This is a genomic window from Pseudolabrys taiwanensis (assembly GCF_003367395.1).
Classification (GTDB): domain Bacteria; phylum Pseudomonadota; class Alphaproteobacteria; order Rhizobiales; family Xanthobacteraceae; genus Pseudolabrys; species Pseudolabrys taiwanensis.
Genome location: NZ_CP031417.1, coordinates 2,757,292 through 2,777,798, shown reverse-complemented (window position 1 = coordinate 2,777,798; position 20,507 = coordinate 2,757,292). Strand labels below are relative to the sequence as shown.

The 20,507-nt window shown below is 64.9% G+C and carries 19 protein-coding genes; 6 read left to right on the top strand and 13 right to left on the bottom strand.

Features of this window, described 5'->3' with window-relative positions:
- Nucleotides 1-7 precede the first annotated feature (7 nt).
- From atzD to DW352_RS13250, 8 genes are all read right to left on the bottom strand, one after another.
- On the bottom strand, nucleotides 8-1,111 hold the full coding sequence (gene atzD / locus DW352_RS13285) for a cyanuric acid amidohydrolase (protein WP_115694407.1): 1,104 nt from the start codon (nucleotides 1,109-1,111) through the stop codon (nucleotides 8-10).
- 5 nt (nucleotides 1,112-1,116) lie between these two features.
- Nucleotides 1,117-2,583: an amidohydrolase family protein gene (locus tag DW352_RS13280; RefSeq protein ID WP_115691774.1), complete on the bottom strand. Its 1,467-nt coding sequence runs from the start codon at nucleotides 2,581-2,583 to the stop codon at nucleotides 1,117-1,119.
- 3 nt (nucleotides 2,584-2,586) lie between these two features.
- Nucleotides 2,587-3,618, bottom strand: a complete 1,032-nt coding sequence (locus tag DW352_RS13275) for an ABC transporter substrate-binding protein (RefSeq protein ID WP_115691773.1) — start codon at nucleotides 3,616-3,618, stop codon at nucleotides 2,587-2,589.
- Nucleotides 3,619-3,634: 16 nt separating this feature from the next.
- Entirely contained in the window at nucleotides 3,635-4,408 is a 774-nt protein-coding gene (locus DW352_RS13270; protein WP_115691772.1) for an ABC transporter permease, read from the bottom strand.
- On the bottom strand, nucleotides 4,405-5,259 hold the full coding sequence (locus DW352_RS13265; protein WP_245434437.1) for an ABC transporter ATP-binding protein: 855 nt from the start codon (nucleotides 5,257-5,259) through the stop codon (nucleotides 4,405-4,407). Before DW352_RS13265 ends, DW352_RS13270 begins: the two co-directional genes overlap by 4 nt.
- The gene (allB, locus tag DW352_RS13260) at nucleotides 5,256-6,698 is read right to left on the bottom strand and encodes an allantoinase AllB (protein ID WP_115691770.1); all 1,443 of its coding nucleotides are present in this window, start codon (nucleotides 6,696-6,698) and stop codon (nucleotides 5,256-5,258) included. The genes DW352_RS13265 and allB overlap by 4 nt, the downstream gene beginning before the upstream one ends.
- Before the next feature lie 10 nt (nucleotides 6,699-6,708).
- Nucleotides 6,709-7,500: an SDR family NAD(P)-dependent oxidoreductase gene (locus DW352_RS13255; protein WP_115691769.1), complete on the bottom strand. Its 792-nt coding sequence runs from the start codon at nucleotides 7,498-7,500 to the stop codon at nucleotides 6,709-6,711.
- A gap of 65 nt (nucleotides 7,501-7,565) precedes the next feature.
- Nucleotides 7,566-8,597: an ABC transporter substrate-binding protein gene (locus DW352_RS13250; RefSeq protein WP_115691768.1), complete on the bottom strand. Its 1,032-nt coding sequence runs from the start codon at nucleotides 8,595-8,597 to the stop codon at nucleotides 7,566-7,568.
- A 304-nt stretch (nucleotides 8,598-8,901) separates the two neighbouring features.
- Between DW352_RS13250 and DW352_RS13245 the strand changes: the two genes are divergently transcribed.
- From DW352_RS13245 to DW352_RS13235, 3 genes are all read left to right on the top strand, one after another.
- Nucleotides 8,902-9,816, top strand: a complete 915-nt coding sequence (locus DW352_RS13245; RefSeq protein ID WP_115691767.1) for a LysR family transcriptional regulator — start codon at nucleotides 8,902-8,904, stop codon at nucleotides 9,814-9,816.
- 130 nt (nucleotides 9,817-9,946) lie between these two features.
- Nucleotides 9,947-12,304, top strand: a complete 2,358-nt coding sequence (locus DW352_RS13240; RefSeq protein ID WP_115691766.1) for an Orn/Lys/Arg family decarboxylase — start codon at nucleotides 9,947-9,949, stop codon at nucleotides 12,302-12,304.
- Nucleotides 12,305-12,322: 18 nt separating this feature from the next.
- Complete coding sequence (locus tag DW352_RS13235; protein ID WP_115691765.1) at nucleotides 12,323-12,898, top strand: GNAT family N-acetyltransferase; 576 nt, start codon at nucleotides 12,323-12,325, stop codon at nucleotides 12,896-12,898.
- A 15-nt stretch (nucleotides 12,899-12,913) separates the two neighbouring features.
- Here the strand turns inward: DW352_RS13235 and DW352_RS13230 are convergent, their stop codons facing one another.
- The gene (locus DW352_RS13230; protein WP_115691764.1) at nucleotides 12,914-13,387 is read right to left on the bottom strand and encodes a MaoC family dehydratase; all 474 of its coding nucleotides are present in this window, start codon (nucleotides 13,385-13,387) and stop codon (nucleotides 12,914-12,916) included.
- 177 nt (nucleotides 13,388-13,564) lie between these two features.
- Here DW352_RS13230 and DW352_RS13225 point away from each other — a divergent pair, with 177 nt between their 5' ends.
- The gene (locus tag DW352_RS13225) at nucleotides 13,565-15,628 is read left to right on the top strand and encodes a 3-hydroxyacyl-CoA dehydrogenase NAD-binding domain-containing protein (protein ID WP_115691763.1); all 2,064 of its coding nucleotides are present in this window, start codon (nucleotides 13,565-13,567) and stop codon (nucleotides 15,626-15,628) included.
- A 51-nt stretch (nucleotides 15,629-15,679) separates the two neighbouring features.
- Nucleotides 15,680-16,054, top strand: a complete 375-nt coding sequence (locus DW352_RS13220) for a DUF4180 domain-containing protein (RefSeq protein WP_115691762.1) — start codon at nucleotides 15,680-15,682, stop codon at nucleotides 16,052-16,054.
- A 19-nt stretch (nucleotides 16,055-16,073) separates the two neighbouring features.
- Here DW352_RS13220 and DW352_RS13215 read toward each other — a convergent pair whose 3' ends face one another.
- Nucleotides 16,074-16,898: an SDR family NAD(P)-dependent oxidoreductase gene (locus DW352_RS13215; RefSeq protein WP_115691761.1), complete on the bottom strand. Its 825-nt coding sequence runs from the start codon at nucleotides 16,896-16,898 to the stop codon at nucleotides 16,074-16,076.
- Between the two features lie 89 nt (nucleotides 16,899-16,987).
- Here DW352_RS13215 and DW352_RS13210 point away from each other — a divergent pair, with 89 nt between their 5' ends.
- A complete protein-coding gene (locus DW352_RS13210; RefSeq protein ID WP_115691760.1) occupies nucleotides 16,988-17,590 on the top strand; it encodes a TetR/AcrR family transcriptional regulator in 603 nt (200 codons plus the stop codon).
- Nucleotides 17,591-17,636: 46 nt separating this feature from the next.
- Here the strand turns inward: DW352_RS13210 and DW352_RS13205 are convergent, their stop codons facing one another.
- The 3 genes from DW352_RS13205 to DW352_RS13195 form a co-directional block, all read right to left on the bottom strand.
- Nucleotides 17,637-18,521 (bottom strand): amidohydrolase family protein, encoded by an 885-nt coding sequence (locus DW352_RS13205; protein WP_115691759.1) that lies wholly within the window; start codon nucleotides 18,519-18,521, stop codon nucleotides 17,637-17,639.
- 142 nt (nucleotides 18,522-18,663) lie between these two features.
- Nucleotides 18,664-19,461 carry an SDR family NAD(P)-dependent oxidoreductase gene (locus DW352_RS13200; RefSeq protein ID WP_115691758.1) on the bottom strand — a complete coding sequence of 266 codons (798 nt, stop codon included), beginning with the start codon at nucleotides 19,459-19,461 and terminating at the stop codon, nucleotides 18,664-18,666.
- Nucleotides 19,461-20,429: a Bug family tripartite tricarboxylate transporter substrate binding protein gene (locus tag DW352_RS13195; protein ID WP_115691757.1), complete on the bottom strand. Its 969-nt coding sequence runs from the start codon at nucleotides 20,427-20,429 to the stop codon at nucleotides 19,461-19,463. The genes DW352_RS13200 and DW352_RS13195 overlap by 1 nt, the downstream gene beginning before the upstream one ends.
- Between the last annotated feature and the right edge of the window lie 78 nt (nucleotides 20,430-20,507).

Here is a 20,507-nt window from a genome sequence, read left to right as displayed (position 1 = left end):
TCGGAACCTAACGGCGAATGGCAGTGCGGTCTACGATCAGCGCGACCGGGCCGCCACCATCGGGGCCCTGATGCTCGGCGCCGCCGGAGACGTAAATCTCGGCATGGCCGACGACGCTGGCCAGCGCGCCGCAGACGAAAGCGCGGGCATGGCGTGTCGGCGAGATGTCGGAGTCGTCCAGCATCGTGTGGCGATAGCCGCGCAACGTCGCGGATTTACTGGCTTCGGCTTTCGACAGCAGAGCGATGATGGCGCGGCGCCCGGCCGGATCGAGTTGTTTATGGGTCGGCAGCCCGAGGCGGGCGAGCGCATCGCGCACCGGATCGACGTCGATGGCGTCATGCATCACCGCATGGTCGATGGCGAGGGGACCGCTCCAACGCGACGACATGCCGAGCACGACCACCTCGTGATTGAGCAGTTCGATGCCGGCGGAGCAGCTTGCGCGGCCGGACCACAGATCGAGCCGTGTGCCGATATCCTCGTCGCGGATGTCATCGCTGGCAATCTCGCCCAGCGCGATGGCGACGCCGAGCGCGCTCGCGGCCCGTGACAGACCCATGGACTTCAGCGTATCGCTGGTCGCGACCGTATGGCCCGCGGCCTGCGCCTGCTTGGCGCGCTGCGCCGTCAGCAGCGGACATTTGATCTGCACGAAATGCACGTCGGCCGGATCATCGATGCCAGCTTCGCGCATCGCCGCACGCACGCCGTCCGCGACGCTGTCGATCTGGCCCTTGCGGCCGAGATGCTGCCCCGGCAGGTCGGGCGTATGGACGCGGCCGATGGCCAGCGCCGGCTGTGTGCCGCCCTCGATCTCGGCGCGTTCGAACACCGTCCAATGCGGCGCCATCCCGCCTTCGGTGCCGCCCGACATGACGAAGCAGATCTTGTGGGCTGCCTCCGCGCCGATGTGCTCGGCGAAAAAGTGGGTGAGGGACGAGGTCGCGAAGCCGCGGCTGAAATCGTTGACGCAGCCATTGCCTTCGGTCTTGCCGAACACTGCGAGCACGCCCTTGGGATCGATGCGCTTCGCCGCGATGGCGTCCGCGATGCCGCTCACGTCATCGGGCCCGGTCGCGGAGATGCGATGAACCTTGGCGATTGGCATGCGCGTCACCCGCAGTAGAAGTCGTTGCCGTAATGCGCCGCGAGCGCTGCGCTCAGCTCTGGCATGGCGGTGCGCATGTCGGCTGTGCTCGGCGCGGCCTTGCGCAAGGTGGCGAGCAGCTCCGTCTCCATCGCCGGCAGGTCGACCGTCGCGACAGTGCCGTCGCGCACGACCTCGCGGCCGCCGACGATCAGGCCCTTGATGTAGTCCTGGCGTCCCTTGGCGAGCAGCAGGTGCAACGGCGGCACGTCCGGCTCGACCAACTCGGCCGACAGCGCCTCCCAGTCGAGCAGCAAAAGGTCGGCCGGCGCGCCGGGCGCTATCCGTCCCCCATCGGCGGCGCCGGTGACGGCGAAGCGGCCGTGTTCGAAAGCAAAGCGCAGGATATCCGCGCGCGGCACGCGGACGTCGAAGCCGCGCGCTTTGTGCACATTGTAGGCCAGCCGCATCTCGCGCAGCGCGTCTTCGTCCTCGTCGAAGGCGAGCCCGTCGAGGCCCATGGCGACGCGGCAGCCGCGCGCCAGCATTTCGCCGACTGGCGCAAGGCCGGAGCTGACGATGAAGTTCGAGCTGGTGTTGACGACGATGGTCGCGCCACGCTCAGCGATCAGCTCCATCTCGTCGGGGCGCAGATAGATGCAGTGCGCGAACGAGACGCGCTCGTTCAAGAGCCCGATCTCATCGAGATAGCGGACGATGCCTTGCGGGAAGGTCTTGTCGGCCCAGATGCGCTGATAGCGCGTCTCCAGGAGATGCATGTGCACGCGGCGGCCGGTCCGCGCCGAGGCTTCGCCGATCAGGCGCAGCATCTCGTCGGTGCACCACTGCACACCGGCGGGGCCGTATTGCACGGTGACATTGTCGCCTTCGATGTCGCGGGCGACGGCGTCGACCATGGCCACTTGCTCGGCGGCTGGCACCGGCGGGCGCAGAAAGCGGCGCGTAATGCAGTCGCAGGCCTGCGGCGAGAGCTTGGCGAGCACATCGTCATGTGTGTCGTAAACGAGCGGGTTCAGGTCGCGGCAATGCACGGCGAGCGCGACATTGATGCCGACGTCGCGCGCGGCTTTGGCGACGGCGCGGGCTTCGGTCGGAAAATCCGTGAGGCCTTGCACGCGGGTGTAATGCGCCATCACCGAACCGACGCCGCCGCGCGCGGTGCGGGCGAAGGCGACGACGGAGGCGAGCCAGGGATCGATGGCCGGGATCAGCGCGAGATAGGGCAGCCAGGCTTCGAGCGGCACGTCGTAGCTGCCGACCTGGCTCACGCGCACGACGCGGGCGTGGTCGTGCGCGTTGGCGAACGCCGGCAGCGCCAGGGTCCCCGCGGCCGAAGCCTTCGTATCCGGTGCCACCGCGACGATGCGGCCGTTGTCGATCGTGATGCTCTGGCCCGCGACGGTCGGCGCTTCGGCGCTCGGCAAGAGCCACGACGCGGCAACCTGCCGCGCCGTCCCGGTTTCGGCGGCCATCGGTTACATCGCCGACTTGAGCACGCGTTCCGACTTCGGCGGCAGGAACGAGCTGTCGAAGATGTCGGCGACGGTCGGCGTATTCGGCAGCTTATAGGTCTCGACCAGCGTGCCGATGGCCTTGGCCATGCGTTCCGGCTTGATGGCACCGATGCCGATCTCGTCGGTCTCCGCCGAGACGAAATGCGTCTTGATGGCGTAGAGCAGCCGCTTCTTCTCGAGGTCGGCGTTCATCAACGGCTCGACCTTCATCATCAGCGCGATGGCCTCGTCCGGCTTCGCAGCGACGTCGATCAGCGCGCGATTAAGCGCCTTGACGAGCCCCTTCACCGCCTTCGGGTTCTCCTTCAGCATCTTTTGCGAGACCATGATGCCGTTGGAATAGAGGTCGAGGCCGAGGTCGGAGTAGTAGAACCAGCGGATGTCCTTGTCCGGGTCGACTTTCATGCCGAAGAGATTGATGTAGCTCGTCACCGTGAAGATGGCCGAGAAGTCGACCTGGTCGGTGAGCAGCATCTGCTCCTGCAGGTTCGGCGCCATGTTGACGACCGGCACGCTGGCGGCATCGAAGCCATTGGCCTTGGCGAGCGCGGGAAAGAGCTGGCCGGCGGCGCCGCCGGCCGGCGTGCCCAGCTTTTTGCCGACGACGTCCTTGATCGTCTTGATCGGGCTCGAGGCCTTGGTGATCAGCGCGAAGGGCGCCTTGTTGTAGATCATGTACACCATCTTCGGCTGTTCGCCGGGTTTGGTGCCGGCGAGCTGGATGATGGCGTTCACGTCGCCGAAGCCGGCATCGTAAGTGCCCGAGACGATGCGCGTCACCGTCGCGGAAGAGCCGGTGCCCTGATCGATGGCGACGTCGAGGCCTTCGGCGTCGAAATAGCCTTTGTCCTTCGCCCAGAAGACGAAAGCGTGCAGGCCCTGGTACTTCCAATCCAGCGTGAAGCGAACCTTGGTCTTGTCCTGCGCATAGGCGTTGCCGGCGAAGAGAAGGGCGCCGGCAACAGCGGCGGTGACGAGCGATCTGAACGACATGACGTCTTCCTTTGGGTTATCCGACAGCAAATTCGTCCGTGCGCCGGGTCCAGCCGGTCACGCGCGATTCGATGAATGAGAAGATGAGGTAAAGCGCGACGCCGAGCGCCGCGAGGATCAAGAGGCCGGCGAAGACCAGCGGTACGTCGAAGCTCGATGACGCGATCATCATCAGGTTGCCGATGCCGCGGTTCGAGGCCACGGTCTCGGCGATGACGGTGCCGACGAAGGCCTGGGTGATGGCGACCTTCAGCGACGCGAAGAAGTAAGGCATCGCTCGCGGCAGGCCGACATTGAACAGGATGTCGAGCTTGCTGGCTTTGAGCGCGCGCATGACGTCTTCGAGCTCGGGCTCGGTGGTGGCAAGGCCGGTGGCGACGTTCACGACGATCGGGAAGATGCAGAGGATCATCGCCGTCAGCACGGCCGGCACGGTGCCGGCGCCGAACCACAGAACGAAGATCGGCACCACGGCGACCTTCGGGATGCTGGAAAAGCCGACGAGCAGCGGATAGGCCGTGTCGTAGGCGAGGCGTGAGGAGCCGATCACGACGCCGATCAGCATGCCGAAGAAGATGCCGAGGCCGAAGCCGACCAGCGTCGTGTAGAGCGTTTGCACGGCATGCGGCCAGATCGCCGGAAGGCGGTCGATCAACGTGACGATGATCTGCGAGGGCCTCGGCAGCACGAGGTCCTTGATACCGAAGGCGACGCAGGCGAATTCCCAAAACAGGAAGAAACCGACGATCAGCGCGATGGAGCCGCCGCGGCGGCGCAGTAGTGCCTTCATGGGGTGGCCTCCTTGGGCGGGCTCGCCGCCACGATCAGTTCGCGCAGGCGCTGCGTGAGCGAGACGAAATCGGTGTCATAGGTCATGGCGACGGTGCGCGGGCGGGCGAAGGGCACCTCGTTGTCGTCGATGATGCGGCCGGGGCGGGCCTGCATGACGCAGATGCGGTTGGCGAGATAGGCCGCTTCCTTCAGGTCGTGCGTCACCAGCACGACCGTCGGCTTGCGCGAGATCCAGAGGTCCTGCATCACGCCCCACAGCTCTTCGCGCGTGAACTGGTCGAGCGCGCCGAACGGTTCGTCGAGCATCAATAGTTGCGGTTCGTGGATGAGGGCGCGGCAGAGCGAGGCGCGCTGCAACATGCCACCGGACAGCTGCCAGGGGTATTTGTCGCTGAAGCCGCCGAGGCCGACTTGCTCCAGCAGCGCCTCGACGCGGTCGCGATATTCGCCCTTGCGTTTGCGCCGGTAGTCCTTCCGGAACGGCGGCACGATCTTGAGCGGCAGCATCACGTTGTCGCGCAAGGTCAGCCACGGCAGCATGGTCGGGTTCTGGAACGCCATGCCGACGCGCACCGGCTCGGCGCCGATCTCCCGACCGGCGACGAGCACGTAACCGCTGGAAGCGGTGATCAAGCCGGTGATCAGCTTGAGGATCGTCGACTTGCCGCAGCCGGACGGACCGACGAGGGCGACAAAGTCACCCTCGAAGATCTTCAAGTCGGTCTTGTCGAGGGCCGTCACGGTGCGGTTGAGGCGGCCATAGGTATGCGTGACCTCCTGCAACTGCACGAATGGTTGGCGTGGAGCGACCTCCGCCATCCTTTTCTCATCGAGAGGTGCGTGCATCATGCGGCCTGTCCTTTCGACACTCCGGCTTGCGTGACGGCCTGCATCGTCTGGTCTGCATTGCAGACGACGGCCGGCGGCATCTCTTGAATGGCGTGCACGGAGCGGCCCCAGCCGCGGGCGTCGGCGTTCAACACGCGATCGCGCATGACGAACTTGCCGCGCACGATGGTGTGCACCGGCAGGCCCTTCACCGGGCGTCCATGCCAGGGCGAGATTTTCGAGCGCGACTGCAGCTTGGCGTCGTCGACGGTCCAGGACTTGCCGAGATCGACCAACGCCAAGTCGGCATCGGCGCCGGGTTGGATCGTGCCCTTGCGCGGGTAGAGGCCCCAGACCTTGGCGGGGTTGGCGGCGCTCAGGCGTACGTAGTCGGAGATGCTGAGGCGGCCTTCGCTCACCGCGGTGAGCATCAGCGGCATCTGCAATTCCACGCCGGGGAAACCGCAGTCGACGGTCCAGATGTCGTTGCGGGTCTTCTCTTCCGGCGTATGCGGCGCGTGGTCCGTTGCGACCATGTCGATGGTGCCGTCCGCAAGCGCGGCCCACAGCGGCTCCTGATTGTGCTTCTCGCGCACCGGCGGATTGACGCGGATGATGCCGCCGAACTTGGCGTAGTCGTCGGCCGACAGCATCAGGTAATGCGGCCCGGTCTCGCCGGTGATGTCGACGCCGCGGGCCTTGGCTTCGCGCAGCGGCCGCAGTTCGTCGGCCGACGAGATGTGCAGGATGTGGATGCGCGCGCCGGTCCATTCGGCGAGGATCGCCGCGCGGCTGACCGCCTCGATGGCGACGACGGCAGGACGCGAAGCAAGATGCGCGAGCGGGTCGGTGCGGCCGGCGGCGCGCAGCCGGGTCTCGCGCCGCTCCATGATCGAATTGGTCTCGGCATGCAATGAAACGCGCTTGCCGGTCTTGGCGACGACCTCGAAGGCTTCGAGCATCGCCCCGGTCGAGGGCGAGGGGATCTTGCCGAAGGTATTGCCCATGTAGCACTTGAAGCCGATGACGCCGCCTTCAACGAGCGCCGGTACGGCGTCGATCGTGTCTTCGCCGAGCAGGCCGTAGAGGCCGTAATCGACATGCGCCTTGCTCGACGCGATGGCGTGCTTGGCGGCGAGAATGTCGGCCGTGCCGGTCGGCGGGATGGTGTTCGGCATGTCGAACACGGTGGTGACGCCGCCGAAAGCCGCGGCTGCCGTGCCGCTCGCCCAGTCCTCCTTGTGCGGATAGCCCGGGTCGCGGAAGTGCACGTGCACGTCGATGGCGCCGGGCAGGATGTGCAAGCCGGTCGCGTCGACGACTTCGGCGGCGGGCGGCATCGCGTCGTCGCTGCCGACGGCGAGGATCTTGCCGTCGCGGATGGCGACGCTGGCGGGGAACGCGGAGTCGGGCGTGACGACGAGCCCGCCTTTGATGATGAGATCGGCGCGGTTGCTCATGATGCGTTCCTCACAGCATGGCCCATCCGCCATCGACCGGCAGGTCGACGCCGGTGATCTGGCGCGACACGTCGCTCGCCAGGAACAGGCAGGCATTGGCGACGTCTTCATCGAGGGTCACGCGCTTGAGCGCGTAATCGGCGGCGTGCCGTTCCATCGCTTCTTCGAGCGTGATGCCGAGCTTCTTGGCCATGTCGGCGCAAACCTTGTCGCGGAAGCGCGGCCCGTCGACCATGCCCGGGGCGACGCAATTGACGTTGATGTTGTGCGCGCCGACCTCGAGCGCGAAGCTCTTGGTGATGCCGCGCAGGCCCCATTTCGACGCCGAATAGGCCATGCGGCCGGCGCGGCCGCGCATGCCGAACGTGCCGCCGACATTGACGATCTTGCCGTAACGCTGCTCCATCATGCTGGGCAGGACGCTGCGCATGGTGTGGAAGCAGCCGTTCATGTTCAGTGTGACGATGTCGTCGAATTCTTCCGGCGTCGTCTCGACGCCGGTCTTGCCGACCGGGCCCGAGCCGCCGGCGACATTGACGAGGAAGTCGATGCGGCCGAATGCGGCCTTGGTTTTCGCCGCCGCGGCATCGCACTGCGTCGGATCGGTGAGATCGCAGGGGATGACGATCGCTTCGGTGCCGGCCGCGCGGACATCGCCGGCAACCGGTTCGATGGCCGCGGTGTCACGGCCGATGAGCGCGAGGCGCGCGCCTTCCATGGCGAAGGCGCGGCTGATGGCGGCGCCCATTCCCTTGGCGGGGCCGGTGATGACGCCGACCTTTCCCTTCAGGTTGAGTTGCATTGCGAGTGTCCCGGACTTGGCATCGATGGAAACGCGCTCCGCCACACGGACGGAGCGCGCGTTGCTCAGAACAGCTTGTGCGGCAGTTCCGAAGCCGGCGGCAGGAAGGCCGGCGTGAAGATCTCGTCGACCTTCGGCGTGCGTGGCAGGCTGTTGGCTTCGACCAGGATGTCGATCGACTTCTTCAGGCGATCCATGTCGACATTGCCGAGGCCGATCTTGGCGATCTCCGGATGGTTCATCTCGTCCGTGAGCGTCGCGTCGAAGCGTTCACGCTCGACCGGAATCTTGATCAGCGGCTCACGCTTGGCGACGGCGGCGACGGCGGCGTCCGGATCCTTCAGCGCGTCCTTGAGGCCTTTGTTGATGGCGCGGATCAGGCCCTTCACGGCTTCCGGATTGTCCTTCGCCAGCTTCTTGGAGACGATGATGGCATTGGAGTAGAGGTCCATGCCGTAATCGCCGTAGTTGATGTAGCGCAGCTTGTCGTCGCCGACGCCGATCAGCTTGGCCGAGAAGCGGATGGTGTTGACGTAGCCGAACACGCCGTCGACTTGGCCCTGCATGAGCATCTGCTCGCGCAGGTTCGGCTGCATGTTGGTCACGTTGACCTTGCTGCAATCGATCTTGGTGATCTTGCAAAGGGCAGGGAACAGCTTGAGCGCACCGTCATTGGCCGCGCCGCCGAGCGTCTTGCCCTCGAAGTCCTTCGGCGTCTTGATTGGGCTGTCGGCCTTCACCGCGACGGTGAAGGGCGGGCGGTTGTACATCACATAGACGGCGATCGGCGCGTCGTCCGGCTTCTTGGCGGCGAGTTCGATCAGCGCGTTCACGTCGCCGAACGCCACGTCATAAGTGCCGTTGGCGACCAACGGCACGCCGGCGCCCGAGCCGTTGCCCTGGTCCATGACGACCTCGAGGCCCTCGGCTTTGAAGTAGCCGCGATCGTCGGCAAGGAAGAACCAGCCCTGGGGGCCCTGATACTTCCAGTTCAGCACCATCTTCAGTTTGGTCGTCGCCGCCGCCGGGGCGCTGAGCGCCACCGGAATACAAAGCGTGGCGGCCAAAGCCAGCAGGCCGTTGCGAAACAGCTTCATGAGAGAGGCTCCCGAGGATTTAGAGACGTGATTGGGTCCGGCTGGTGCAGAAAACTGTTGCCTCATTTCTAGGCGGGGTACGCCGATGACGCGGTCATGGGGCATCCGAGAATCCTGCAAGTATCTGTAGGAATGTAAGTTTCCGCTCTTGGGCGGACCGGAAGGACCCTGCTGTGCAAGCCCTGTGCCTTTCCCCCATATCGCGCCGCAGCAGAACCCTAGCGGGCGCGAGTGCATCAATCTGCCGCTAAAAATTTGCTAGAGTGGTGCCGAAAAGGCAGCGCTCGAAAAATGGACGCTTGAAATGAAGCACTTGCGAATTTTCCACTATGTCGACGAGGTCGCGCGCTGTGGATCGATCCGCAAAGCGGCCGAACAGCTCAACGTCACCTCATCGGCGGTCAACCGGCGCATTCTCGATCTCGAGGAGGAACTCGGCGAACCGATCTTCGAGCGGCGTGCGCGCGGCGTGCGACTCACGGCGGCCGGTGAGGTTTTCATCAACTTCGTGCGCGAGCACGAGGGCGATGTGGAGCGCATGAAGTCGCAGATCGAGGACCTCAAGGGGTTGCGCCGCGGTACGGTGCGTTTCGCCTGCAGCCAGGCCTTGGCCCACGACTTCCTGCCGCGCGAGGTCGCTGCGTTTCGCAAGCAATACGCGTCGGTCAGTTTCGACGTGAAGGTGCTCGATCACGAGAGAGCGGTGGCGGCGCTCGCGGCCTACGACGTCGATCTGTTGTTAGTCTTCAGGCCGCCCTACCTCGCCAACCTCCAGCCGCTGATGACGCTCGAGCAGCGGTTGGTGGCGATTATGCACGAGCGCCATCCCTTGGCGGAGAAGAAGACGTTGCGTCTGCGCGACTGTCTGCGTTATCCAGTGGCGCTGCCCGAGCGCGGCTTCGGCGGACGCCAACTGCTCGATGAGTTCTGCGCGCGGAGCGGTCTACGCTTCCAGATCGCGGCCGAGTCCAATTCCTTTGAATTTCTGCGCAGCCTCATCGGCCACGGTGACCTGATCACGTTTCAGATCCAGATCGGTGCGCCGGCGGAGAACGATAAATTCGGCATGGTTACGCGCGACATCGACGATCGCGATCTACCGACGGCCAATCTCGTGCTCGGCCAGCTGCGCGGACGCAATCTGCCGGTACCCACCGCGGTATTTGCGGACCGGTTGGCGCGCTCGCTCGAGGCGGCGCGCGCGAAGATCGGCGTTTGAGGCGTTCGGTGGCTGGAACTGCCCGGCTGTGGCTGGCGCCTGCTACGCCAGCATAGCGTCGTGCCTGTCACACCGGCGTCATTGAGAGCGATGACTTTGCCTCCCTCGCTCCTCCATCGCAAAGTCGCCGATGAATTTCTCCCAGCGGTTCTCGTTCTTGTTTTCGGCGCCGAGCTTCGACGCCGACGATCTTGAAGGCCTGCGTGTCCAACAGATCATGGCCGCGATCGAGCGGCTCGGCTTCGAGGTCGTACGCGCACGCCGGATCGAGGACGCCGAAATCGCCGTCCAGACCGATGCGGCGATCGGTTGTCTGGTCGTCGATTGGGGAAAGAAGGGCCTTGAGGGCAAGGCGGCGTCGCTCATCAATGTCATGCGCCGGCGCGGGCTGGAAATGCCCATCGTGTTGCTGGTGCGGCGCGCGCGTTTCGAGGACGTGCCGGTCGAGGTGCTAGACTTCATTGACGGTTATGTCTTCCTCGCCGAGGAGACGCCGGAGTTCATCGCCCGCAATCTCGTCAGCCGACTCACGCAATACGCGGAGACGCTGAAGACGCCATTCTTCGGCGCCTTGGTCGATTATGCCGAAGAGGGCAATCAACTCTGGACCTGCCCGGGGCACAATGGCGGCGTATTTTACAGCCGCAGCCCAATCGGCCGCATTTTCAAGGAACATCTCGGCGACGCGGTCTTCCGCGACGATCTCGACAACTCCATCCTCGAACTCGGCGATCTGCTCACGCACGAAGGCCCCGCGTTGCGGGCGCAAAAGGAGGCTGCCGCCATCTTCAAGGCGGAGCGCACGTACTTCGTCCTCAACGGCACGTCGGCATCCAATAAGATCTCGCTGTCGGCGTTGATCGCCGATGGCGATCTCGTGCTGTTCGACCGCAACAATCACAAGGCGGCGCATCATGGCGCGCTGCTGCTCGGCGGCGGCATCCCGATCTATCTGCCGACCGACCGCAACGCCCACGGTTTGATTGGGCCGATCGACGTCGCGGCGCTGGATGAGAACGCGATCCGCGAGGCCATCCGCGCCAATCCGTTGGTCAAGGATCCCGAGGCGTGGCGGAAGCCGAGGCCGTTCCGCGCCGCGGTCATCGAGCAATGCACCTATGACGGCACGATCTACAGCGCGCAGGAGATCCTCGCGCGCATCGGGCCGCTGTGTGACTACATCCTGTTCGATGAAGCCTGGGCCAGCTTCATGGCCTTCCATCCGATCTATGCCGGCCGTTTCGCCATGGGGCTCCAGGGGCTCGACGATGCCTCGCCCGGCATCATCGCGACGCAATCCACGCATAAGCAGTTGGCGAGTTTCTCGCAAGCCTCGCAGATCCACATTAAGGATAGCCATATCCGTGGGCAGCGACGGCGTGTCGAACACCGTCGCTTCAACGAGAGCTTCCTTCAGCACGCCTCGACGTCGCCGTTCTACCCACTGTTCGCCTCTCTCGACGTCGGCGCGCAGATGATGAAAGGGCGGTCTGGCGAGGTTCTGTGGGACGACACGATCCGGCTCGGCATTGAACTGCGCAAGAAGCTGCGCGCGGTGCAGCGCGAGTTCGAGCGCAAGGAGCAGGACCCGGCGCGGCGCTGGTTCTTCGATCCGTTCGTGCCGGACGTCGTGCGGCTGCCCGACGCGGCGCGAGAGGGCGGCGTGCACGAAGTCGCTTGGGAGAGCGTGTCGACCGATGCGCTGGCGAGCCACGCGCACTTTTGGGAATTCGCGCCGGGCGCCGCGTGGCACGGCTTCAAGTCCGCGGCGCCCGGATTTGCCATCACCGATCCGAACAAGTTGACGCTGCTCACGCCGGGCTTCAACCGCTCCACCGGAGAATATGAAGCGCACGGCATCCCCGCGCCGATCGTCGCGCAATTCCTGCGCGAGAACCGCGTGGTGCCGGAGAAGAACGATCTCAATTCGTTGCTGTTCCTGCTCACGCCGGGGGTCGAGGCCAGCAAGGCCGGGACTCTGGTCAGCACGCTGGTCGCCTTCAAGCGGCTGCACGACGACAACGTTCTGCTCGATCAAGCCATCCACGAATTCGTCGCCGTCCGGCCCAAGCGCTATCGCGGCGTGCGGCTGCGCGACCTCTGCACCGAAATGCATTCGTTCTTCCGCTCGTGCGGTGTCAGCGCCTTGCAGCAGGCGCAATTCGCCGCCGAGCATCTACCGGAGCCGGCGATGACGCCCTACGAAGCGGGGCGGGAACTTGTCCGCAACAATGTCGACTATCTGCCGATCGACGAGATCGAAGGGCGCATCGCCGCCACCTTGTTCGTCGTTTATCCGCCCGGCATTGCGACCATCGTCCCCGGCGAGCGGCTCGGCCCAAAGGCGCGGCCGATGATCGACTATCTCAAGACGTTCGAGCGCAGCAGCAATCTGTTCCCCGGCTTCGACACCGAGATTCAAGGGCTCTATCGCGAAGTCGACGCGGCCGGAAACACCCGGTTCTATACCTATGTCGTCCGCGAATAGGTCGCGGCAACGGCTCGCATGACGCCGACTGCGCCGCCGATCACCGTGCGTCCGTCACGGGACGACGATGTCGACGCGATGCTGGCGATCTATCGCCACCATATCGCGCGCGGCGTCGATCCGCGTTACGCGCATGAGAGCGAGCCGATGCAGCCGGACGATATCAAGCGCCGGCGCAAGACCATGCGCAAGAACCGCCTGCCGCATGTCGTGGCCGATCGCGGCGGCGTCGTGGTCGGCTACGCCTATGCGGTGATGTTCCGGCGCCGGCCGGCCTATCGCTTCACGGTGAAGCATTCGATCTACGTGCATCCCGACCACCTGCATGCCGGCATCGGCCGGATGCTGCTCAGCGCCATCGTCGATGCCTGCGCTGCTGCCGGATACCGGCAGATGATCGGCTATATCGATGCGGCGAACGAGCCGTCGCTCCGGCTGCATGAGGCTGCCGGCTTCCAGCGCGTCGGGTATCTGCCGTCGGTTGGCTACAAGTTCGGCCACTGGACCGACGTGGTCATGGTCCAGCGCTCGCTTGGGTCCGGCGGCGCGTCGGCGCCCGATGTCTGGCCGACCGCGCCGGCGGGCGATGATTAGATCGCCGACAGGCCTTCAGCTCTTGGCCGCGGCCATCACAAGCATGGTCAGCCACTCGACGGCTGCCGCGGGCTTTTCCGAGCCTTCCCGCTCGATCGTGACGTCATAGCGGATCGAGATCTGCCCACCGCCGCGGTGGCTCAACTCCGCGAGCACAAAACGGCCGCGCAGGCGCGAATTGACCGGCACCGGCGAGACGAAACGGACGCGATCGAAGCCGTAATTGATGTTCATGGCGGCGCCGCGGATCGTCGGCACGGCTTCGTAGGACATGGTCGAGATCAGCGACAGAACGAGCATGCCGTGGGCGATGGTCGAGCCGAATGGCGTCTGCGCCGCTCGCGCGGGGTCGACATGGATGAACTGGTGGTCGTCGGTGACGTCGGCGAACGTGTCGATGAGGCTCTGATCGATCGTGCGCCATGACGACACACCGATTTCCTGACCGACGCGGCCGCTATACTCGTCCAGATCGATTTCCTGTGCCATGCGGCCCCATCATTGCAAACGCCGGAACCCGGATCCGGCGCGGCACAGATACAGGGCCGCGGCGGCGCTGTCAGCCACGGCTAAGGTAGCAACCTCCGCGCGCATCCTTGGAAATAAAACCCGCTTTCATGGGCGTCCCGCCTGCGGCATAAGGCACGGCAGACAACGGAGGCAGCATTGAGCGTCGAGATCAATAAGCAGGGCGATGTCGCGGTCATCACCATCAACAATCCGGCGGTGAATGCGCTTGGGCATGCTGTCCGGGCCGGGATCGCCGATCAGATCGCCGCCGCCAACGCCGACGCCGCCGTTGCTGCCATCGTGCTGACCGGCGCCGGGCGCTTTTTCAGCGCGGGCGCGGACATCAGCGAGTTCGGTAAGGCCTCGCAGGAGCCGATCCTGCCGGCCGTATGCCAGGCGATCGAGGACTCGGCCAAGCCGGTTGTCGCGGCGCTTCCCGGTCCGGCGCTCGGCGGCGGCTGCGAGCTGACGCTGTCCTGCCATGCGCGCATCGCGCTGGCGACCGCCGAAGTCGGGCTGCCGGAGGTCAAGCTGGGGCTCATTCCCGGCGCCGGCGGCACGCAGCGCCTGCCGCGCCTGATCGGCGCCAAGGCCGCGTTCGCCATTATGCTCGACGGCGAGCCGCTCAAGGCCAAGAAAGCGCTCGACGCCGGCATCCTCGATGCCGTGGTCGAGAGCGATGTGGTTGCCGCCGCCGTCGCCCATGCGCGCAGCCTTGCCGGCAAGCCCCTGCGCCGCACGGGCGCCCTGACGATCCCGGCCGAGCAGCGCGAGGCCTTCGAAGCCGCGGCCACGGCCGCGCTCAAGAAGGATCCGGAATCGCCGAACGTGCCGGCGCTGGTCGATTGCGTGCGCGCGGCCTTCGACAAGCCGTTCGCCGAGGCGATGGCGTTCGAGCGCGAGCAATTCGTGAAGCTGCTCAAGAACGAGCGTTCGATCGCGCTGCGCCATGTGTTCTTCGCCGAGCGCGGCGCCGCGCGCGTTGCCGATGCGCCGAAGGACACCAAGGCGCGGAATGTCGGCAAGGTCGCGATCATCGGCGCGGGCACCATGGGTGGCGGCATCGCCATGTCCTTCGTCGCCGCCGGCGTGCCGGTGATCCTGATCGAGAACGATAAGGAAGCGCTGGAGCGCGGCGTGTCGCGCGTCGCCGGCAATTACGACTTCTCGGTCTCGCGCGGCAGCATGACCGAAGCACGCAAGGCCGAGCTCATGGGCCGCATCGATGGCCGAGTCGGTCTCGAGGCGGCCGCCGATGCCGACCTCGTCATCGAGGCCGTGTTCGAGGAGATGACGGTCAAGAAGGACGTGTTCGGCAAGCTCGACAAGATCGCCAAGAAGGGCGCGATCCTCGCCACCAACACGTCTTATCTGAATGTGGATGACATCGCCGCGGCGACGGCGCGCCCCGCCGATGTGGTCGGCCTGCACTTCTTCAGCCCGGCCAATGTGATGAAGCTCCTGGAGATCGTGCGCGCCAAGCACACCGCCCCGGACGTGCTGGTGACGGCGGTCGCGCTCGCGCGCAAGATCGGCAAGATGCCGGTGGTCGTCGGCAACTGCCACGGCTTCGTCGGCAACCGCATGCTGGCGCGCCGCTCGCAGCAGGTGGAGCGGCTGCTGACCGAAGGGGCGCTGCCGCAGCAGGTCGATGCCGCGCTCAGGACCTTCGGTTTCCGCATGGGGCCGTGCGCCATGAGCGATCTCGCCGGCCTCGACATCAGCTGGCGCATGCGCAAGGCCACGGGGCAGAAGGCGCCGGTCGCCGACGCTTTGTGCGAAGCCGGCCGCTTCGGGCAGAAGGCGGGCCGTGGCTATTACCTCTATCAGGATGGCCGCACGCCGACGCCGGATCCGGAAGTCGAGCAGTTGCTGGCGAAGGTGTCGGCGGCGCAGGGCGTCACGCGCCGCGCCATCAGCGAGGAAGAGATCACGCAGCGGCTGATCTATCCGATGATCAACGAAGGCACGCGCATCCTGGCCGAAGGCATCGCCGCGCGGTCGGCCGACATCGATGTCGTCTGGGTGCACGGCTACAATTTTCCGCGCTGGCGCGGCGGGCCGATGCACTATGCCGACCAGGTCGGCTTGAAGCACATCGCCGAGCGTCTCGAAGCCTACAGCAAGGCGACGGGCGACGAGAGCCTGGCGCCGGCGCCGTTGCTGCGTGAACTCGCGGACAAGGGCGGTTCTTTCGCCAAGGGAACGCCGGGCGGCTGACGGCGGGGCGGCGCTAGCCCCTCGCTTCAAGCGAGGCGAGGAATCGGTTGCATGGCGGACATGGTTCGGGACATCCAGGGCGTGCGCGTGCTTATTTGCGCGAACGATGGCCCGCCTCTGTCGCAGGAACGCGACGCCAATGCATTCATGAGCGCGGCCTGGGAGCAGAATGCGGCCCTGGTGGCGATCCCGACGTCGCGGCTGACGGACGATTTCTTTCGTCTCAGCACCCGCCTCGCGGGCAGCGTGATCCAGAAGTTCGTCAACTACCAAGTCCGCTTGGCGGTTGTCGGCGATATCTCGGCGTGGGTCGATGCGAGCGCCGCGTTTCGCGATTTCGTCTATGAAGCAAACAACGGGCAGGCCGTCTGGTTCGTCAACGATCTCGCAGGGCTTGATCGCTTGCTTTCATTGCGGAAAGCCTAGGCTCAGGACCTAAGAGTCCCTAGCTCGCACCATGTGCGGCGATCGAGATATTTTCCCAGTCCTTCCAGGTCTTGATGCGCTGTTCGTACGCATCCTTGAACCGCGGAATCGTGGTGGCCCCGAGAACAAGACGAAGCGGTGGCTGCTCGGCGTCGACGACCTTCAGAATCGCGGCGGCGGTTGCGGCCGGATCGCCCTGGTCGGAGGGTTTGAACCCAGCGCGGATAGCCTGACGGACGCCATCATAGGCATCGATGCCGGACGCAAATTTCACTGAGGCCCCAAAGCCTGTCGCAAAACTTCCCGGCTCGATGATCGTGACCTTGATTCCGAGACCTGCCACCTCGCCCGCCAATGCTTCGGAAAGGGCCTCCACGGCAAACTTCGTTGCGGTGTAGGCGCCCCCGGTCGGGAAACTGAGGATGCCACCAATGCTCGAGACCGTCAGGATGTGCCCGGCCGCCTGTTGCCGGAGAATCGGCAAAACGGCTTGAATGACCGACAGCGTCCCAAACACGTTTGTCTCGAAGTTTGCCTTTGCGGCATCGATGTCGAGCTCCTCGATCGCCCCCATGTAGCCATAACCGGCAGCGCTGATCACGACATCGATCCGACCGAAGTGTCGGTGGGCCGCGGTGACGGTGTTGAAGACGGCGGAACGATCGGTGACGTCGAGCGACTGCGCCAGGACATTGTCGCCATAGGCTTCGACCAGATCTGCAAGATCATCGACATTCCGGGCTGTGGCCACGACCTTGTCGCCACGGGCAAGCGCCGCCTCGGACCATATGCGGCCAAAGCCACGCGACGCTCCTGTCACGAACCAGATTTTTTCCCGCGACATTTCCAACTCTCTCGTTATAATTTCGCACTCAGTGCGATAATATTTACACTGAGTGCGATAATGTCAAGTCCCGCTTGGATGAGGGTCGAATGATGGACGGGAAGCCCGAGGGCTTGCGCGAGCGCAAGCGCAAGGAGACCCTCGAGCGGATCGCTCGCACGGGGCTGACGCTCTTCATCGAGAACGGCTATGACGAGACGACGCTGGAGGCCATTGCCGCGGCAGCGGGAATTTCTCGCAGAACGTTCTTTTATTACTTCAAATCGAAAGAAGATGTGCTGCTGGCGCATGACCGCAGCAACTTCATGGAAGTCCTGCGGCCCGCCATCCTTGCCGAGCCATCGGACACAAGGCCTATCGACGTAGCACGCAAATGTCTGCTGGCCTTCGCCTCACAATACGAAACGAAAGAGTCAATTATAGTCGATCGGCTGCTTCGCTCGACCGAGGCCCTGCGATTGCGCAAGGAAGCTCATTTTGTTGAGTTCGAGCATGAGCTCGCGGAAATATTTTATACGAAATGGCCGGCGGCGGAGCGCCGTGACAGTCTTCGTGTCGCGGCGATGCTTGTGATGGGAACGCTACGCTTGGCGCTCGACGCTTGGCGCGAGAAGGGCGGCAAGAGGTCGCTGGCCGGCCAGATCGCCCGCAGCTTCGACCTCCTCGAAAGTCTTATGTCACCGGTTCCATAAAGTCCTGGTTTGACGGGGCCGAGCCTATTCATTCCGCGACAAGAGACTATTCGAAGCCGAACAGTCTAGCCGGGTTCTCGACCAGCATCTTGTGCCGCGTCGTCTCGTCCGGGGCGATCTCAGCGATGAGGTCGACCAGCTCGCCGTCGTTCGGCACGGCGAAGTGGTTGGGATGCGGCCAGTCCGAGCCCCACACCACGCGTTCGGGCGCGTGTTGCGCCAGCGCGCGCGGAAACGCGATGGCGTCCGCATAAGGATAAGGCTGATGTTTGGTGATGCGGTCGGTACCGGAGAGTTTGACCCACACATTGTCGCGGTCGAGGAGGCGCTTGAGCGCGGTGAAGGCCTTGCCATCCAGACCTTCGGCTATGTCGATGCGGCCGATGTGGTCGATCACCACCGGCGCGTCGATCGAGGTGATAAAGTCGTATTGCTCCAGCACGCCCTCGCCGCCGACATGAATGGCGATATGCCAGCCGAGCGGCGCCACCTTGGCGATGATCGCCCGAATATCGTCGTACGGCATCGGCTTGCCGAGGTGTGAGAAGAAATGGAAGCGGACGCCGCAGATGCCGCCGGCGTCGAGCCGTTCGATCTCGGCCTGCGGCGTCGTGGGTTGCAAAAGAGCGACGCCGCGATAGCGCCCGGGCGCGGCGGCAATCAGGTCGAGCACCACGGCATGGTCGCTGCCATGGAATGCCGATTGCACGAAGACACCGCGTTCGAAGCCGAGCAGCTTATGCAGGGCGAACAACTCCGCCTTTGGCGCGTCGTGCGGCGTGGAGGTACGGTTCTCGGCAAAGGGAAAAATCGCCTGCGGCCCGAACACATGGAAATGCGAGTCGCAGGCGTGCGGCGGCGGGATGAATCGCGGCTTTTTCGGATTGCGGTCGTGTGACGGAGAGGCAGGAGCTTGGGACGTGGCGATCATCTTTGTTTCTCGTGTCAAAACGCGTCTCACCGTTCGTCCCCGCGCATGCGGGGACCCAGGGCCGCATGCGCAAACTCTGCGTTCCTGGCTCTGGCTTGCGCGGGAACGAACGGAGTATGCGGTGGTGTTATGAGCCACGCTCTTAGTCGCAGCGCGCGGTCATGCCGCCATCGACCACGATCTCGGTGCCGGTGACGAAGCGCGCCTCGTCCGAGGCGAGGAACAAGGCGGCGTAAGCGGTGTCGCGGCCGTCGCCCATGAAGCCGAGCGGGATGCGCGATACGCGCGTTTTCAAGAGCGTATCGACGTCGCCGCCGGTGCGCTGGCCCGCGAGCCGCGCTTCTACCATCGGCGTGTGCATCTGCCCGGGTACGACCGTGTTCACGCGGATGCCCTTGCTTGCATACTGTACGGCGGTGACGCGCGAAAAATGGATGATGCCGGCCTTGGCGGCGGCGTAGCCGACCTGCGGCGAGCCAGTGAAACGCAGGCCCGAGGTCGACGAGGTGTTCACGATGGCGCCGCCGCCTTGCGCGACCATCACGGGGATCACGCGATGGCAGGCGAGATAGACGCTCTTGAGATTGAAATCGATCTGCCGGTCCCACGCTTCTTCGGCGAGTTCGGCGGCGCCGCCGGGCGCAGAGCCACCGACATTGTTCACGAGAATATCGACGCGGCCGTATTTCTCGCGGCAGGCACCGACCATCTTGGCCACCTGGGCATCGTCGAGAACGTCGCAGGCATATGTCGTGATGTCGGCGGCGGTGCCGGCGAGGGCCACGGTCTCAAGCATCGAGTCCGGATTCTTGTCGACCGCGAACACCTTGGCGCCTTCCTGCGCAAAGATGACGGCGGCCGCGCGCCCGTTGCCCCAGCCGGGGCCGACACAGCCGGCCCCGGTGATGAGCGCGATTTTGCCGTCGAGGCGACCAACCATTATTTGCTGGTCTCGACGCCCGCGTCCTTGATGACCTTCGCCCACTTCTTGGTTTCGCTGTCGATGAAATCGCGGAAGTGTTCCGGGCTGTCGCCGACCAGCTCGGCGCCTTGCAGCTTCATCTTTTCGATGACGTCCGGATCCTTCATCGCCTGGACCGCCGCTTTGTTGAGCGTGGCGATGATCTGCGGCGGCGTCTTTGCCGGCGCGACCATGCCGTACCAGTTCTCGGTCTGAAGGTTCGGCATGCCGACTTCGGTCGTCGTCGGCACGTCTTGCGCGCTCGGGGCCCGGTGGGGCGCGCCGATCGCGATCGGCTTGAGGTTGCCGGCCTTGATCTGAGGCAGCAGCACCGGCAGATCGAGGAACACCATCTCGACCTGGCCGCCGACGAGGTCGTTTACGGCGGGCGCCGCGCCGCGATAGGGCACGTGCGCGATCTGAATGCCGGCGGTCAGCTTGAACAACTCGCCTGCCAGGTGCGGCAGGCTGCCCGGACCCGACGAGGCAAAATTGAGTTTGCCGGGTTTCGATTTCGCGAGCGCCACCAGCTCCGCCATGTTGTTGGCCGGCACGTTCTTCGCGACGACCAGCATCTCCGGCACGGTGGCGACGAGCGTCACGGGCGCGAGATCCTTGAGCGTCTCGTAGGCGACCTTCTCCATGCTCGGCGAGATGGCCAGCGCACCGGCGCTGGAGACCGCGATGGTGTAGCCGTCGGGTGCCGCCTTGGCGACGAAGTCGGTGCCGAGCACGCCGCCCTGGCCGCCGCGGTTGTCGATGACCACGGTCTGTTTGAGAATTTCCGACATCTTCTGGCCGACGGTGCGGGCGATGATGTCGTTCGGGCCGCCGGGCGGGAAGGGAACGATCAGCCGGATCGGCTTGTTGGGAAAGTCCTGCGCGGCCGCAAGCGATGGCCCCGCCAGCATGCTCAATCCGATCAGTAGCAGTTTCAAGGCGCGCATGGTTCGTCCTCCCTCGAAGCGCGGCGTAAGGCCGCCGCTGTTGCGCTTTTCAGATGCACCATAGATGACCCGCCCGTC